This is a genomic window from Cerasibacillus quisquiliarum, from assembly GCF_014202495.1.
Lineage (GTDB): Bacteria > Bacillota > Bacilli > Bacillales > Amphibacillaceae > Cerasibacillus > Cerasibacillus quisquiliarum.
The window spans coordinates 1-15,217 of the sequence record NZ_JACHHA010000001.1 but is presented as its reverse complement, the minus strand read 5'-3'; the positions used below and the strand labels follow the sequence as shown (position 1 = coordinate 15,217).

The window sequence follows — 15,217 nt, the reverse complement described above, 5'->3', positions numbered from 1 at the left end:
TACATAAAATGAAAAGATTACTTCTATTGCTTTTTGCACTTATCTTATCTATTGCATTAGTTGCTTGTAATGAATCAAGTTCAACCACTGATTCTAAAAAAGAGGACAAGCCTGAAACAGAAGAAAAAGAAGACAAAAAGGAAGAAAAGAAAGAGGAAAAGAAATTAGGTCTGGGCGACACTGCTGAAGTTGATGGAGTGAAAATGACAATTAAAAGCGTTTCTACTACAGACGAAAGAAATGAGTTCGCAGAAACTGACCCAGCAACTGTTATCAAAATCGAGTATGAAGTTGAAAATACAACGGATGATGAGATTCCAATCGGAATGGACTTATCAGTATATGACGGAACAGGAAACAAAATGGAATCTTATCCACTAGACAACACGATGGGGTCATTGGCTCCAGGTAAGAAAATTCAAGGAACAGAACATTTCGGTATTGAAGAAGGGCCAATCGAAGTCCACTTCTTACCTGCCGTATCATTTAGCGACGCAGCAATCTTTGAATTAGAAATAGAATAAGAACCTTTAGGTGTGCATTAATTTGTACACCTAATATTATAAACCAAAATAGAACAGATGTTCCTATTAACTATAGTCAATGGAATTTTGGAGGGATAGCATGAAGCAACAACGAACCAACGACCTAAGCGCTCTCGCCAATCAAAATATAAAAATAGTGCAATGGAATTACCCGACGGAGGTGGTTATATACAAGAACACCAAACTTATTCTAATAAATAGTATGTTGTCTGAAACGGAACGTATCAAGGATTTGCGTTGGGCAATAAAAAGATTGGAGGATGATGATAATGAAATGCAATAAAGTTAAGATTAAAAGTGGATGGGTTTGGGAGTGCGTAGGCGAAGCGCCGCGCAATCCGCGGACTGGAAGAAGACGACAAATAAGAAGGCGTGGAAAAACTCAAAAAGAAGCAAAACAACGTGTAGAAGATGCGATTCGTGCATTAGAAGAAAATGGAATAGATGAAAATGTAAGTAAGTCTATTACATTTGAAAAAGTTGCCGAAAGATGGTTGGAAGTATATAAAGCGAGTGGAGTAAAACGCGGTTCAGTAAGAATCAGAGAAAAAGAAGTGAAAATACTAAATAGATACTTTGTTAAAGCTCCGATTATCGAAATAAGTCATCATATGTATCAACAAATGTTACTTAATTTAAATAAAGAAGGATATGCACATAATACAATTAGCGGTGTTAATACATGTGCTAATATGATATTTAAATATGCAATTCGTAATAAACTTATAAAGGAAAATCCACGTGATGGCGCAGTCGTTCCTAAGAAGGCAGTTACCGTTGAAGATTTGGAAAGGGATAGTGTAGAGGAAACTTTTTTTGAAAGTGATGAGCTTGAAAAGTTTTTAGATGCGGTGTTAAAAATTGGGCTAGAGCTTGATAAAGAATGGTTTTATACCTTAGCTTTTACTGGAATGAGACCAGGAGAATTAGTCGCACTTAAAAAAGATGATTTAAACTTCGAAAAGAACACAATACGTATAACTAAAACACTATACAGCGAAACGAACAACATGAGAAAATATACGTTAGACACAACGAAAACAAACAAGGCTCGAATCATTGATATAGATCCACGTATTATGAACATGCTTAAAAAATTGGTTAGGGAAAACGACAAACATAAATTAAAGTATAAAATGATGTTAGATGATTATCATGACGAAGATTTCGTTTTTCAGCGCCCGAACGGATACCCTTATTTAGTTAAAAATATCGGTGATAGAATGAGAAGGCTCATGAAGCATATCAATTTAGAAAAGAAACTAACACCTCATGCATTTAGACATACACATATATCGATGTTAGCGGAAGCAGGAACCGAATTGCCGACGATTATGGAAAGAGTAGGTCACGAAGATCCAAATACGACATTAAAAGTATACACACATGTTACAAATAAAATGAAAGTAAAATCAATCGAAAATATCTCAAATAACAACAGAGAAATACTCAAAAAACTAAATTTGTAAAATAAATGTGATATTTTTGTGATATTTCCATCAAAAAACGAGGTCTGTCATTAGACAAACCCCGTCATATCAACGTTTATTAAGTTTTAATTACATCATGCCTGGCATTCCGCCACCCATGTCAGGCATTGCTGGTTCTTCTTCTGGGATATCAGCAACTACAGCTTCTGTTGTTAAGAACATTGCTGCGACAGATGCTGCGTGTTGAAGTGCGGAACGAGTCACTTTTGTAGGGTCTACAACACCATCATCAATCATATTGACCCACTCACCAGTTGCAGCGTTAAAGCCGATACCTGTTTTTTCATTTTTCAAGCGGTCTACAATGATTGAACCTTCTAATCCAGCGTTATAAGCGATTTGACGAACTGGCTCTTCTAAGGCACGTAGAACGATGTTTGCTCCTGTTTGTTCGTCACCTTCTAGTTCAAGTTCAGCTACTTTACCATAAACATTGACAAGAGCTGTTCCACCACCGGAAACAATGCCTTCTTCAACTGCCGCACGTGTTGCGTTTAATGCGTCTTCAATGCGAAGTTTACGTTCTTTTAATTCTGTTTCTGTTGCTGCCCCTACTTTAATAACAGCAACTCCACCAGCTAATTTAGCTAAGCGCTCTTGTAACTTCTCTTTATCGAATTCAGAAGTTGTTTCTTCTGCTTGTGCACGAATTTGCGATACACGTGAAGCAATAGCTTCAGAATCACCTGAGCCTTCAACAATAGTTGTGTCATCTTTTGTAACTACAACTTTTGAAGCACGACCTAATTGCTCAATTGTTGCGCTCTTTAGATCTAAACCAAGATCTTCTGTGATGACTTGACCACCAGTTAAAATAGCGATATCTTCTAACATCGCTTTGCGACGGTCACCAAATCCAGGTGCTTTAACAGCAACAGCGTTAAATGTTCCACGTAGTTTGTTAACAACAAGTGTTGCTAACGCTTCACCCTCTACATCTTCTGCAATAAGAAGAAGTGGTTTACCTTGCTGAACAACTTGTTCTAATACTGGTAATACTTCTTGGATATTGCTAATCTTTTTGTCAGTAATTAAAATATATGGATCTTCTAAAACTGCTTCCATTTTATCTTGGTCTGTTACCATATATGGAGAAGCATATCCACGGTCAAACTGCATACCTTCTACGACTTCTAATTCAGTTGTGAATCCTTTTGATTCTTCAATTGTTATAACACCATCATTACCGACACGTTCCATAGCTTCTGCGATTAAGTTTCCAACTTCTTTATCGTCAGAAGATACGGTCGCAACTTGTGCAATTGAGTCTTTGCCTTCGATTGGTTTTGAAATCGTTTTTAACTCTTCAACTGCAGCCGCGACAGCCTTCTCAATTCCACGACGAACACCAACAGGATTTGCACCTGCGGCTACGTTTTTCAAACCTTCGCGAATTAAAGCTTGTGCAAGCACTGTAGCTGTTGTTGTACCGTCACCAGCAACATCGTTTGTTTTTGCTGCTACTTCTGATACTAGCTGTGCGCCCATATTTTCAAAACGATCTTCAAACTCCATTTCTTTAGCTATTGTTACACCATCATTTGTGATTAATGGTGAGCCAAATTTCTTATCTAAAACAACGTTACGTCCTTTTGGTCCAAGTGTCACTTTAACAGCATCTGCTAATTTATCGACACCACGCATTAAAGATTGACGTGCATCTTCTGAGAATTTAATTTCCTTTGCCATTTAAATGCCCTCCTTAAAATCTAATGCCTTATTTTTATCGTTAAGTATAGTTAGCTTAAAACAGCTAATATATCGTTTTCACGAAGAATTAAGTATTCTTTGCCTTCATATTTCACTTCTGTACCAGCAAATTTGGAGAAAATAATATGATCTCCTTCTTTCACTTCTTGTGCCTTGTTTTTACCTGTTCCAACTGCAACAACTTTTCCTTCTTGTGGCTTTTCTTGAGCAGAATCAGGTAAAACAATTCCGCTTGCTGTTTTCTCCTCTTGTTCTACGAGTTCGATTACAACTCGATCTCCTAGTGGTTTAATCATGTAGACAACCTCCTTAATTCCTTTTCTCATATTTTATCATTTTTAGCACTCACTGACTTCGAGTGCTAACACCAATTAATATAATAATTAATAACAAAAGAAAATGCAAGTGAAATAAACTCGTTATTATTATTTGTGTTAACTTTATTCGTAACACACTCGGCTAAAGGTGGAAACATATGTTTATAAATATATGCATAAGTACGTTTCAAAAGACAGACAATATATACTGAAACAAATACTAATATCGTTTCTTTAGTTAACACAATTTTAGACGACGAAAGGAGAACATGAATGAATTACAAAAACATTACTGTCGCCGGGAGCGGTGTCTTAGGTAGTCAAATTGCCTTTCAAACTGCTTTTAATGGTTTTGATGTATCTGTATATGATATCAATGACGAAGCATTAGAGAAAGCAAAAGGACGAATATTAAAACTAAAACCCCGTTACCAGCAAGATTTAGGAGCATCATCTGAACAAGTAGATGCTGCATACAATCGGTTAACCTTTAGTAGTGATTTAAAAGTTGCTGTCAAAGATGCTGATTTACTTATCGAAGCAGTACCGGAACTTGTTGATATTAAAATGGATTTTTATAAAAAACTGGCTAAAGTTGCGCCTGAAAAAACTGTCTTTACAACAAATTCTTCAACTCTATTACCTAGTCAATTCGCCGAAGCAACAGGACGCCCCGAAAAATTTTTAGCCTTACATTTTGCAAATGAAATTTGGAAAAACAATACTGCAGAAGTAATGAAACATCCAGGAACAGATATGAAATATTTTAATGAAGTTATTGAATTTGCTAAAGCAATTGGTATGGTTCCCTTACCTCTTCACAAAGAGCAGCCTGGTTACATTTTAAATTCATTGTTAGTACCGCTCTTAGAAGCGGCACAATTACTATTGATAAAAGGAGTTTCAGATCATGAAACGATAGATAAAACTTGGATGATTGCTACCGGAGCGCCGCTTGGTCCATTTGCTATCCTCGATGTAGTAGGAATTAATACAGCATTTAACATAAGTCGTTCAAAAGCAAAGGTAACAGGTGATAAAGAATTCGAGAAATTATCCGAACTTCTTAAAACAGAATATATCGATAAAGGAAAGCTCGGGCGCGAAACCGGTGAGGGCTTCTACACATATCCTAATCCAAGTTTTGAACAATCAGATTTTCTAAAAGTATAAAAAAGAGTAAAGGTCGGTGCTTCATTGGCCGGCCATTTTTATTATAATCGTTAAGTTAACAAATTATTATTCAGTCCTTCTGTAAATATGATAAAATACATAAGTAATACTTTTTGTAGAAGGGGACGTTCATTCATTGACGAAACATTATTGGTGGATTATTGCGACATATATATTAACATTATTCTCTGGTATTATTGGTATACCAGTGGTATACTTCTTATTCCATTTTGATGTGCAAACCATAGCTATTTACTATCAAATTATCAGCTTTATAATCGGAGCGATTGTTGTACTTATCTTACTTAGACCAGATATAAAAAAAGAGCCACATCCTAAAGCGGCGTCTTGGAATACCGTTATTCTCTGGTCGATTCTTGGGGTGTTTATGGCTTACTTTGCACAAATGATTGCTGTCTACATTGAAACGATGATTATTGGTGTAGATATAGGATCGGAAAACACTGGCATGATTATGGATATTTCACGCCATTATCCACTCTTTATGATTGTACCAGCTCTAGTCGCACCATTTTTAGAAGAAATTGTCTTTAGGAAGATTATTTTTGGTACTTTATATAAAAAAACTAATTTTATCATAGCAGCATTAATCAGTTCATTTATCTTCGGGATTATTCATGGTGAACCAGAACATTTATTGATCTATTCTTCGATGGGACTTGTTTTTGCTTACTTATATGTGAAGACAAAGAGAATTATTGTTCCTATTATCGTTCATATGTCAATGAATACAATCACCATCATAGCACAATATAATTTAACACCTGAAGATATTGAACGTATGCAACAACAGCTCGAACAACTGAAAACTATTATATTCATTGGGGGCTAACGACAATGCGATCTTTTAAATTTCAAGCCATTATTTACTTTATTTTAGGAGCTATGTTTTTATGGTTAGCCATTCAAACAGCTGATGATACAATTTGGACGTTTAAAACGATATTCTTGGCTGGAATTGCAACACTCGATTTCGGTTTAGCCATTAAACTGATACGTATGCATAGACAACAAAATGAAAAAGAAAAGTAAAAAAGGGTAGTTGTATAACTACTCCTTTTTATTACCTTTTTCGTTATCTAATGGATAATGTTTTAAAAAATAGACAAGAGCTTGAAGCTCGACGGCTAAATCAATATGATGCACACGCACATGACTTGGAACAGTAATCCGTGCTGGTGTAAAATTAAGAATTCCTTCAATACCATTTTCCACTAAACGCTCTGTCATTGTCTCTGCTTCACTTGCGGGAATGGTTAATATGGCAACATGAATATCGCCTATTTTCTCCTCAAGATCATCTATATGATAAACTGGAACACCACCAATTTTCGTTCCAACTTTATTTGCATCACGATCAAAAGCCATTACAATTTTTGTGTTGTTATTTTTTAAGAAATTATACTTTAGAAATGCAGTACCTAAATTACCTACTCCAATTAATGCTACTTCTGTTAATTCATCTTGGTCTAATGTTTCTCTAAAAAAGTGAAGTAAGTATTCAACATTATAGCCATAGCCCTTTTTTCCTAGTGCTCCAAAATAAGAAAAATCTCTCCGAATAGTAGCAGAATCCACCTTAACTGCATCACTTAACTCCTGTGATGACACACGGGTCTTTCCTTGGTGTTGTAAGTTATTTAAATAACGATAATATAGAGGTAGCCTCTTGGCTGTTGCTTGTGGTATCTTATGTTGTTCCATGTTATTTCCCCCTTATGAAAAGAGTGAAGAATTATTTCTCTTCTCGTCGAAAATCCCCTGATTTCCCGCCAGTTTTTTCTAATAAATAAGTCTTCCCTATCACAATCCCCTTATCTATTGCTTTTATCATATCATAAACAGTTAAAGCAGTTGCTGAAGCTGCAGTCAATGCTTCCATTTCCACACCTGTGCTTCCAACTGTTTTAACCATCGCACGTATTTCCAGTTCATATGTCGATTCTGAAACATGCCATTCAAATGAAATATCCACTGCTTTAAGACTGATGGGATGACACATCGGAATCCATTCAGATGTTTTTTTAGCTGCCATAATACCAGCCACTTGAGCAACCGATAATACATCTCCTTTTTTAATAGCATGTGAAGTCATTTTTTCATATATTTCTTTTGTTACAAAAACACTAGATTTAGCTATTGCGGTTCGCTCTGTCGGTTGTTTATGACTTATATCAACCATATGTGCTCGACCGTCCACATTGAAATGTGTGAATTCGGACATGACGTTTACCTCCTCAGATAATAAAATAAGTATTATCTGCCATTGATTTGACACAATTACTTATACTATATCTATATATGTAGACAAATAGCAAGTTTTTAGTGAGATCATTCACAAAAGGATTGCCTGCCTATTGATAGATAAGCTACACTAATAGAAGCTGGTTGATTAAGTTTCTATCCAGCTTATGAAATGGGGAGAATGAATGATGATTATTATGCAATTGAGTCATATCTCTAAATATTATGGAGCAGATAAAATATTTGACAATATAAAACTAGAAATAAAAGACCATGATCGAATTGCTATCGTAGGTCGAAACGGTGCTGGAAAATCAACATTATTAAAAATCATAGCTGGCTTATCATCCTATGATCATGGGGAACGTTATATTAGAAAAGATATAACAATTGGCTATTTATCACAACATACAGGACTTGTTTCAAACAAAACGATCTGGCAAGAAATGCTCGATGTCTTTAAACCTTTATTAGAAAAAGAAATGGAATTACGTCATTTAGAACAACAAATGGCTGAAGTCGATTCTATGTCGCCAACAGATTATCAACATTTATTAAGAACATATGATGAAAAGCAACAACAATTTGAATCTTTAGGTGGCTATACGTATGAAGCGGAAATACGATCTGTATTGACTGGTTTAAATTTTGCTCAATATGATGACAAGACACCGATCAATGAATTAAGTGGAGGCCAAAAAACACGCCTAGCACTTGGAAAGTTACTATTAAAAAAGCCGGATTTATTAATTTTAGATGAACCGACCAATCATCTTGATATCGAAACATTATCATGGTTAGAAAGTTATTTAAACGGTTATCCTGGTGCACTTGTTATCGTATCACATGATCGTTATTTCTTAGATAAAACAGTAAATATCATTTATGAAATCGCTCATCAACGAATGAAAAAATATCATGGAAGTTATTCAAAGTATCTTGAACTTCGGACAAAAGAAATAGAATTAGCAAACAAAGAATATGAAAAACAACAAGCTGAAATTAAACGAATGGAAGAATTTATCCAACGAAACATCGCCCGTGCCTCAACAACAAAACGGGCACAGAGTCGTAGAAAACAATTAGAAAAAATGGATATTATGGAACGACCGCTCGGCGATGAGGCATCCGCAAACTTCTCATTTAAAATTAATAAAAAAAGTGGAAACGATGTATTAAAGATTGAAAAGCTTTCCTTTCAATATGATGGTACAGAAACACCACTTTTTAAAGAAATTAGTTTCCACGTTAATCGTGGAGAGCGAATTGCCATTGTTGGTCCGAATGGTGTCGGTAAAACGACCTTATTAAAAACGATTGTCGGAAAGCTCCAACATACAAATGGACACATTCAATACGGAACAAATGTAGATATTGGTTATTATGATCAGGAACTAGAACAATTATCAGCAAATAAAACCGTTCTACTTGAATTGTGGGATGATTATCCAACTGTTGATGAGAAAGATATTCGCCAAGTTTTAGGACATTTTCTTTTTAGTGGTGATGATGTATTGAAACCAGTCTCTTCATTGAGCGGTGGAGAGAGAGCGCGCCTTGCACTGGCTAAATTACATCTGCAAAAGGCAAATTTACTCATACTTGATGAACCGACTAACCATTTAGACATCGATAGTAAAGAAGTTTTAGAGTCAGCATTAATAAACTTCCCAGGAACAATTATCTTCGTATCACATGACCGTTATTTTATTAATAAAATTGCTGACCAAGTCATTGAATTGTCTCAAGACAAAGCAACTATCTATTTAGGAGATTATGATTACTATGTTGAAAAAAAGTTAGAACAACGTGAACTTGAAGCTCTTGAGGAACAAGAAGGAAAAGAGAATTCAACTGCTCAAACAAAGAAACATTTCCAACAAGAAAAGAAAAAACAAAGTGAGATACGGAAATTAAAACGACAGATTAAACAAATTGAAGAGAAAATAGATAGACTTGAAGGACAACATATAACATTAGAAGAAAAAATGACAGATCCAGAAGTCTACCAAAATCATGAAAAATCATATAAACTTATGCAAGAAACAGAGTCCATTATGAATCAGATTCATAAACTAATGGAAGAGTGGGAAATACTAGAAGAAAAATTAAATCATTTTGAGTAAAAAAAGTTGCCTCAAATAGGCAACTTTTTTATTTAAATAAATAATCGTCTTGAATCGATACTTCAACTGCGACACGATAAACTAAACCATAGCCAATCATTGTCGCCATAATAGAACTTCCACCATAACTAAGAAGTAGTAATGGAATTCCAGTAATTGGCATCACACCTACAATCATCCCGATATTTTGGAAAGCATGGATGAAAATCAAGCTTAAATAACCGAAACAAATGTAAGCAGCAAACTTAGAATAATCATATACTTTCATACCCAAAATTAATAAGCGGTATAATAAAATAAAGTATAAAAGAATGACGAGAGAACTACCAACAAACCCAAATGTTTCTCCAATTATTGAAAAAATGAAATCCGAATGCGCTTCAGGAACATATACTTCTAAATTGCCAATTCCTTTTCCAAACAGTTGTCCCGATCCAAGTGCCATAATTGATAAATCAAACTGATACGTATCGCGATCTTCGTGACTCGGATCAAACCAGTTTAATACACGATTAATCTGATACTGTTCTAATCCTAATATATTTTGTGATAACTCAGGAAATGTAACGATAATCCAAAATGCTACCCCTAGGAAAGTAGCTCCTCCAATAGCCAATGTAATAATAATTCGCCAATTAATCCCAGAGAGTAGGATCATTACGCCAGCTATAAACACATAGACCATTGATGAACCAAAATCCGACTCTTGACTAATAAAAGCAATTGGTAATAATGTAATACCAATGATTTTTGCTAATAATATAATATCCGATTTTAATGTCGCTGTTGCAAATTTATTTTTGTGTTTACTAATAGTTGACGATAAAAATAAAATAAAGCCTATTTTCGCAAACTCTGAGGGTTGTATCGATAATGGTAAAGGCTTTCCATTTATTTGGTTAAACCAACTTTTCGCTCCCTTAATAGGCTTTGCAATACTTTCTGGACTTAAAAATAGCGCTATTAGTAAAAGGACCGAAAAAAAATATATATATATACTCGCTCTATTCAACTGATCTAAATCAAGAAATTGGATGATAACTAAGAATCCAATCCCTAATAAATACCAAAGCAGTTGCTTTATAACAAAATTATTACCTGAATACTGCTCCATGTGGTCAGCGCTATATATTCCAAGTAAACTAACACTTATAAATAAAATTAAAATGATAATTAAATCATACTGCATATAATGTGAATGTTTTTTTATCACGGTTCTTCACCAGTACTCTCTAACTATAGGTTCACTTCTAAAACATTATAACATACCTCTAAACGAATGTCGTTTATAACAAATAATATCCTTGTCTTCAATTCTTAAAATATTATCCACAGAAAACATCATCTCAACAGTTGTTTTAACAAAAAAATCACACAGTTATGCACATTATCCACATATACAACTTAAGTTATTAACATTTTTAATCCACAATTTTTTCCCTTAATACGAGCATTTTAAAAGGATATCCACATAATTGTGGATATCCTTTTGTTAATTGTGGAAAACTATTTATTGTAAAGGTAAAGATGGGTTAGCATTCAGTGTTAAATCTGATCTTTTTCCTTGTTTAAATTTTATTGTGCCTGCTGCAGCAATCATTGCCGCATTATCTGTACATAAATGAAGTGGTGGTACAAGCAATTCAGTCGTTTTAAATCTTTTCTTAAGACTTGTCCGTAACCCTTTATTAGCTGCAACACCACCGGCCACAATAACTTGTTTTACTCCGAATTGTTGTGCTGCGTGATATGTTTTTTCAGTTAAAACTTCCACAACACTCGCTTGAAAACTAGCTGCAATATCAGCCTTATCAATTTCCACATTTCTCTGTTTAGCATTATGGATATAATTAATAACAGCCGATTTCAATCCACTAAAACTAAAATCATAGCTCCCTCTTTCGAGCCATGCACGAGGAAAATCAATTTTTGCTTCGCCTTCTTTAGCTAAACGATCGATATATGGTCCACCGGGATACGGAAGACCAAGCATGCGGGCAACTTTGTCATAAGCTTCCCCAGCTGCATCATCTCTCGTTTCACCAATCTTTTCATATTGCCCGTGTTTTTTCATTAAAACTAATTCTGTATGTCCACCTGAAACAATTAATGATAGTAATGGGAATTCAAATTCCTTAATTAAACGATTAGCATAAATATGACCTGCGATATGATGAACGCCAATGAGGGGCTTTCCCTTAGCAAAAGCAATAGCTTTTGCAGCATTAACTCCGACTAGTAGAGCTCCGACTAAACCCGGACCTTCTGTTACAGCTATCGCATCGATATCATCCCAATCAAGTTGCGATTGGTTGAATGCTTCCTCTAATACAATCGTGATTTGTTCCACATGATGTCTTGATGCAATCTCTGGAACAACACCACCAAATCGTTTATGACTGTCAATTTGTGAAGCGACAATATTTGTTACGATTTCACGACCATTTTTCACAATGGCAACAGCTGTTTCATCGCAGCTCGTTTCTATTCCTAATATATATATATCTTTATTTTTGTTCATGATAAATTCACCCACATGACAATTGCATCTTCCTGTTTATATTTATAGTAATTTTTACGAATTCCACCTGGTATGAGACCAAACTTCCTATACATTCGTTGTGCAATGATATTTGATTTTCTAACTTCTAATGATAAACGCTTAGCTCCATATTGAATGGCTTTTTGCATGGCGAATCCAAATAGCTTTTCTCCAAATTTACGCCCACGAAAATGTGGTGATATAGCGATATTTGTTATTTGTGCATCGTCAATAACAATCCACATGCCAACAACGCCAACATAAATATCACCTAAAAGCATGACGTAATAATGGGCAAAATGATTTTCAATGATTTCATGCCGATAAATCTTTCGAGTCCACGCATCTCCAGGAAAAGAATCTCTTTCAATTTCTAATACAGCATCAATATCTGCTTCAACCATTTCTCTAATTAATAAATCATCCACCATGTTTATTCTCTCTCTTTTGGGCTTGTCTCCATTTTGCTTCTGCTTCTGCTAAACGTAAATAATTAGGTGTTAATAAATGAGTCGATTCTTCTCTATAATGTGTAGCAGCTAATGCTAAGTGAGCTGCATTTGCTATATGATAAGGTGCTTCAGGAATAACTGCCAACATTCCTAACTTGTCTTTAATTTGCTCATAAAATACGTTCATATCTGGGCTTAAAAAAACGACTTCCTTTTCTTCCTTTAACAAAATATCAAGCCAGTCTGTCATTAATATATTCGTTTCATCTAATTGACAACTCATTTTTCCATCATGCCATATATATCCTGCCGTATAAACTGTTCCACGACGTGCATCAAAAAACGGGCAAATAAGAGCATCATGAAAACGTCCTTGATAGGCGAGAACTTCAAGACTAGATACGCCAATTACCGGTATATTCAATGCCCAAGCCAGTGACTTCGCTGTCGTTAGCCCAATACGGACACCTGTGTAAGAACCTGGTCCTTTTGCAACGACTATTTTCTCTAATTGAGATGGTTTTATCTCAACTTGTTTCATTAATAAATCAATCGTCGGCATTAAACGTACAGAATGATTCTTTTTTAAATTCGTTGATATTTGTCCTATGACAACGTCTTTTGTCGTAATAGCTACACCTAATACATTATTTGAGGTGTCAATAGCTAATGTATACATGTTTCATAATCCTTTCACATTTGTAAATAAATTTTCAACGATGGTGCGATAATATGGTCCATAAGGAACAAATTCAATCACACGTGACTGATTTTCTCCATAATGCATCGTAATAGATAATACTTCATTTGGTAAATAATCTTTAATAAATTGTGCCCATTCCACTACGGTAATGCCTTTACCGTAAAAATACTCTTCAAAACCGATATCTTCATCTGAACCTTCTAGACGATAAACATCCATATGATATAGAGGTAGCTTACCATCTATATACTCTTTTATAATCGTAAATGTAGGACTACTTATATTTTCTCTTATGTTAAGTCCTTTAGCAATACCTTTAGTAAACGTCGTTTTCCCTGCTCCCAAATCTCCTTCAAGTGTTAACACGTCACCACGATTTAAAAAAGACGCTAATTTTTCAGCTATTTCCTTCGTTTCATCTTCACTATATGTCGTTAAATTAAATACATCCATGTTATCACCTACCTTGAATGAATATACCCTTTCTTCTCAAGCAAGATTTCCTTTCCATCTTTATGTAAAATAACATTTGTTGTTTCCAACGGCGTCGTCACATATCCTACCTTTTTTATCGGTGTATCTGTTTCTATTGCCGCTTCAATGACTTTCTCCCATTCTAATTCAGCGACTGTTCCTAGAAGTTCAAAGTCCTCTCCGCCAAAATACTTCCATTGATATTGTAAAGTATCTGGAAACTGTTGAAAAGACTTAACAGAAGGCATTTGTTCATCAATTAAATGTATAGACACATCCGACGCTTCTGCTATTTCTAATGCTTCATTAGCAATGCCATCACTAATATCATTTAGAGTCACTCGTTTTATTTTTTGTAATCTTCGAGCAAAGTCTATGCGTGGCGTAGGCATACGATGTCGTCTAATAAAATATTCTTTTTGATCATATTCATTTGGATACGTTAAAATATGAAGCCCAGCTTGTGAATCACCTAATGTACCTGTAACAAAAACAACATCTCCTGGAACACTTGTATGACGATAAAAGCACTTCTCTTGTAATACATAACCTATGACATTGATTGATATCGTAAGCTCACTTCCTTTGACCGTATCGCCTCCAATTAAATCTATCTTGTATTGGTTCGCAAGTTGTTTCATTCCTTTTATAACATCTAATAACTCATTATCAGACCATGATGATGGAATAACAATTGAAGTAAGATAAAATGCAGGCTCAGCTCCCATTGCTGCTAAATCGCTTAAATTAGCTGCAAGAGCTCTATAACCTATGTGAATTGGATCCATTGTTTTTCTTGAAAAATGAACACCTTCTACAAACGTATCAACCGCTGTTACAATATCTCTTGTCCCTTGGCGAATAACTGCCGCATCATCACCAATTCCTTTAATTAGTGATGACTGATTATAATAATCTTGTTTAATAGCTCTTATAAACGAAAATTCATCCATTTATTTTCACTTCTTCCTTTGGACATCATCTTTTTATTGTACTAGAGAACCTATCATAAGCCAATGAGAATAGCTGTTTACATTTTAACATAGATGTTCCGTCCTAATATCAGCTTAAAATGATGCTTTCGTGATAAAACTATTCTATAGAAGATATACGTAAAGAATTCTGCTTCATCTTTATTCTTTAGACATAAAACGCTTAATTAATAATTCTTTCCTATAATAAGTATCATAATTCGTTTATGAATTCATTTTTGCTTCTTAAATCTAACATAGCGACCTATATGATTCCTAAGCTGTTAAAATCTTAACCATAAAAAAACATGATTTCATTATATATGAAATCATGTTTATATGTATCAGATTAACATGGCGGTCCGGACGGGACTCGAACCCGCGACCTCCTGCGTGACAGGCAGGCATTCTAACCAACTGAACTACCGGACCAATTTGGTTGCGGGGGC

General features: G+C 34.9%; 17 protein-coding genes and 1 tRNA gene. 7 read left to right on the top strand and 11 right to left on the bottom strand.

Annotated features, from left to right (window positions below; all coding sequences use genetic code 11):
* Positions 1 to 8 precede the first annotated feature (8 nt).
* The 3 genes from HNQ35_RS00090 (at position 9) to HNQ35_RS00080 (ending at position 2,014) form a co-directional block, all read left to right on the top strand.
* Positions 9 to 524: a DUF4352 domain-containing protein gene (locus HNQ35_RS00090; RefSeq protein ID WP_146935382.1), complete on the top strand. Its 516-nt coding sequence runs from the start codon at positions 9 to 11 to the stop codon at positions 522 to 524.
* A gap of 100 nt (positions 525 to 624) precedes the next feature.
* Positions 625 to 828, top strand: coding sequence for a hypothetical protein (locus tag HNQ35_RS00085; protein WP_146935385.1), 204 nt, complete (start codon positions 625 to 627; stop codon positions 826 to 828).
* Positions 815 to 2,014, top strand: coding sequence for a tyrosine-type recombinase/integrase (locus tag HNQ35_RS00080; RefSeq protein ID WP_246118031.1), 1,200 nt, complete (start codon positions 815 to 817; stop codon positions 2,012 to 2,014). Before HNQ35_RS00085 ends, HNQ35_RS00080 begins: the two co-directional genes overlap by 14 nt.
* A 90-nt stretch (positions 2,015 to 2,104) precedes the next feature.
* Here the strand turns inward: HNQ35_RS00080 and groL are convergent, their stop codons facing one another.
* The gene (gene groL, locus HNQ35_RS00075; protein WP_146935388.1) at positions 2,105 to 3,724 is read right to left on the bottom strand and encodes a chaperonin GroEL; all 1,620 of its coding nucleotides are present in this window, start codon (positions 3,722 to 3,724) and stop codon (positions 2,105 to 2,107) included.
* Positions 3,725 to 3,774: 50 nt separating this feature from the next.
* The gene (groES, locus tag HNQ35_RS00070) at positions 3,775 to 4,041 is read right to left on the bottom strand and encodes a co-chaperone GroES (RefSeq protein ID WP_146935390.1); all 267 of its coding nucleotides are present in this window, start codon (positions 4,039 to 4,041) and stop codon (positions 3,775 to 3,777) included.
* A gap of 294 nt (positions 4,042 to 4,335) precedes the next feature.
* On the opposite strand from groES, the gene HNQ35_RS00065 reads away from it, so the two are divergent.
* From HNQ35_RS00065 to HNQ35_RS00055, 3 genes are all read left to right on the top strand, one after another.
* Positions 4,336 to 5,235, top strand: coding sequence for a 3-hydroxyacyl-CoA dehydrogenase (locus tag HNQ35_RS00065; RefSeq protein WP_146935393.1), 900 nt, complete (start codon positions 4,336 to 4,338; stop codon positions 5,233 to 5,235).
* Positions 5,236 to 5,371: 136 nt separating this feature from the next.
* A complete protein-coding gene (locus HNQ35_RS00060; protein WP_146935395.1) occupies positions 5,372 to 6,088 on the top strand; it encodes a CPBP family intramembrane glutamic endopeptidase in 717 nt (238 codons plus the stop codon).
* A gap of 5 nt (positions 6,089 to 6,093) precedes the next feature.
* A complete protein-coding gene (locus HNQ35_RS00055) occupies positions 6,094 to 6,288 on the top strand; it encodes a YdiK family protein (protein WP_146935397.1) in 195 nt (64 codons plus the stop codon).
* An 18-nt stretch (positions 6,289 to 6,306) separates the two neighbouring features.
* On the opposite strand, the gene HNQ35_RS00050 is transcribed toward HNQ35_RS00055, so the two are convergent.
* Together HNQ35_RS00050 and moaC are read right to left on the bottom strand one after the other, a co-directional pair.
* Entirely contained in the window at positions 6,307 to 6,960 is a 654-nt protein-coding gene (locus tag HNQ35_RS00050; protein ID WP_146935399.1) for a redox-sensing transcriptional repressor Rex, read from the bottom strand.
* Positions 6,961 to 6,991: 31 nt separating this feature from the next.
* Positions 6,992 to 7,480, bottom strand: a complete 489-nt coding sequence (gene moaC, locus HNQ35_RS00045) for a cyclic pyranopterin monophosphate synthase MoaC (RefSeq protein WP_146935401.1) — start codon at positions 7,478 to 7,480, stop codon at positions 6,992 to 6,994.
* 208 nt (positions 7,481 to 7,688) lie between these two features.
* On the opposite strand from moaC, the gene HNQ35_RS00040 reads away from it, so the two are divergent.
* The gene (locus HNQ35_RS00040) at positions 7,689 to 9,626 is read left to right on the top strand and encodes an ABC-F family ATP-binding cassette domain-containing protein (RefSeq protein WP_146935403.1); all 1,938 of its coding nucleotides are present in this window, start codon (positions 7,689 to 7,691) and stop codon (positions 9,624 to 9,626) included.
* 28 nt (positions 9,627 to 9,654) lie between these two features.
* On the opposite strand, the gene HNQ35_RS00035 is transcribed toward HNQ35_RS00040, so the two are convergent.
* From HNQ35_RS00035 to HNQ35_RS00005, 7 genes are all read right to left on the bottom strand, one after another.
* Positions 9,655 to 10,839 (bottom strand): FtsW/RodA/SpoVE family cell cycle protein, encoded by a 1,185-nt coding sequence (locus HNQ35_RS00035; RefSeq protein WP_146935405.1) that lies wholly within the window; start codon positions 10,837 to 10,839, stop codon positions 9,655 to 9,657.
* 297 nt (positions 10,840 to 11,136) lie between these two features.
* A complete protein-coding gene (gene tsaD / locus HNQ35_RS00030) occupies positions 11,137 to 12,147 on the bottom strand; it encodes a tRNA (adenosine(37)-N6)-threonylcarbamoyltransferase complex transferase subunit TsaD (protein ID WP_146935407.1) in 1,011 nt (336 codons plus the stop codon).
* Positions 12,144 to 12,599 (bottom strand): ribosomal protein S18-alanine N-acetyltransferase, encoded by a 456-nt coding sequence (rimI, locus tag HNQ35_RS00025; protein WP_260173480.1) that lies wholly within the window; start codon positions 12,597 to 12,599, stop codon positions 12,144 to 12,146. Before rimI ends, tsaD begins: the two co-directional genes overlap by 4 nt.
* A complete protein-coding gene (gene tsaB, locus HNQ35_RS00020) occupies positions 12,589 to 13,299 on the bottom strand; it encodes a tRNA (adenosine(37)-N6)-threonylcarbamoyltransferase complex dimerization subunit type 1 TsaB (protein ID WP_146935409.1) in 711 nt (236 codons plus the stop codon). Before tsaB ends, rimI begins: the two co-directional genes overlap by 11 nt.
* A gap of 3 nt (positions 13,300 to 13,302) precedes the next feature.
* On the bottom strand, positions 13,303 to 13,776 hold the full coding sequence (gene tsaE, locus HNQ35_RS00015; RefSeq protein WP_146935412.1) for a tRNA (adenosine(37)-N6)-threonylcarbamoyltransferase complex ATPase subunit type 1 TsaE: 474 nt from the start codon (positions 13,774 to 13,776) through the stop codon (positions 13,303 to 13,305).
* An 8-nt stretch (positions 13,777 to 13,784) separates the two neighbouring features.
* Positions 13,785 to 14,750: a thiamine-phosphate kinase gene (thiL, locus tag HNQ35_RS00010; protein WP_146935414.1), complete on the bottom strand. Its 966-nt coding sequence runs from the start codon at positions 14,748 to 14,750 to the stop codon at positions 13,785 to 13,787.
* Between the two features lie 373 nt (positions 14,751 to 15,123).
* Positions 15,124 to 15,200, bottom strand: a tRNA-Asp gene (locus HNQ35_RS00005).
* Positions 15,201 to 15,217 lie beyond the last annotated feature (17 nt).

What these genes read in the sequence shown, in the direction of transcription:
- groL (WP_146935388.1), bottom strand. Translation starts at nt 3,724, where the DNA reads ATGGCAAAGGAAATTAAATTCTCAGAAGATGCACGTCAATCTTTAATG.
- HNQ35_RS00080 (WP_246118031.1), top strand. Translation starts at nt 815, where the DNA reads ATGAAATGCAATAAAGTTAAGATTAAAAGTGGATGGGTTTGGGAGTGC.
- rimI (WP_260173480.1), bottom strand. Translation starts at nt 12,599, where the DNA reads ATGGTGGATGATTTATTAATTAGAGAAATGGTTGAAGCAGATATTGAT.
- tsaE (WP_146935412.1), bottom strand. Translation starts at nt 13,776, where the DNA reads ATGGATGTATTTAATTTAACGACATATAGTGAAGATGAAACGAAGGAA.
- HNQ35_RS00065 (WP_146935393.1), top strand. Translation starts at nt 4,336, where the DNA reads ATGAATTACAAAAACATTACTGTCGCCGGGAGCGGTGTCTTAGGTAGT.
- HNQ35_RS00085 (WP_146935385.1), top strand. Translation starts at nt 625, where the DNA reads ATGAAGCAACAACGAACCAACGACCTAAGCGCTCTCGCCAATCAAAAT.
- moaC (WP_146935401.1), bottom strand. Translation starts at nt 7,480, where the DNA reads ATGTCCGAATTCACACATTTCAATGTGGACGGTCGAGCACATATGGTT.
- HNQ35_RS00055 (WP_146935397.1), top strand. Translation starts at nt 6,094, where the DNA reads ATGCGATCTTTTAAATTTCAAGCCATTATTTACTTTATTTTAGGAGCT.
- HNQ35_RS00040 (WP_146935403.1), top strand. Translation starts at nt 7,689, where the DNA reads ATGATTATTATGCAATTGAGTCATATCTCTAAATATTATGGAGCAGAT.
- thiL (WP_146935414.1), bottom strand. Translation starts at nt 14,750, where the DNA reads ATGGATGAATTTTCGTTTATAAGAGCTATTAAACAAGATTATTATAAT.
- HNQ35_RS00050 (WP_146935399.1), bottom strand. Translation starts at nt 6,960, where the DNA reads ATGGAACAACATAAGATACCACAAGCAACAGCCAAGAGGCTACCTCTA.
- groES (WP_146935390.1), bottom strand. Translation starts at nt 4,041, where the DNA reads ATGATTAAACCACTAGGAGATCGAGTTGTAATCGAACTCGTAGAACAA.
- HNQ35_RS00090 (WP_146935382.1), top strand. Translation starts at nt 9, where the DNA reads ATGAAAAGATTACTTCTATTGCTTTTTGCACTTATCTTATCTATTGCA.
- tsaB (WP_146935409.1), bottom strand. Translation starts at nt 13,299, where the DNA reads ATGTATACATTAGCTATTGACACCTCAAATAATGTATTAGGTGTAGCT.
- tsaD (WP_146935407.1), bottom strand. Translation starts at nt 12,147, where the DNA reads ATGAACAAAAATAAAGATATATATATATTAGGAATAGAAACGAGCTGC.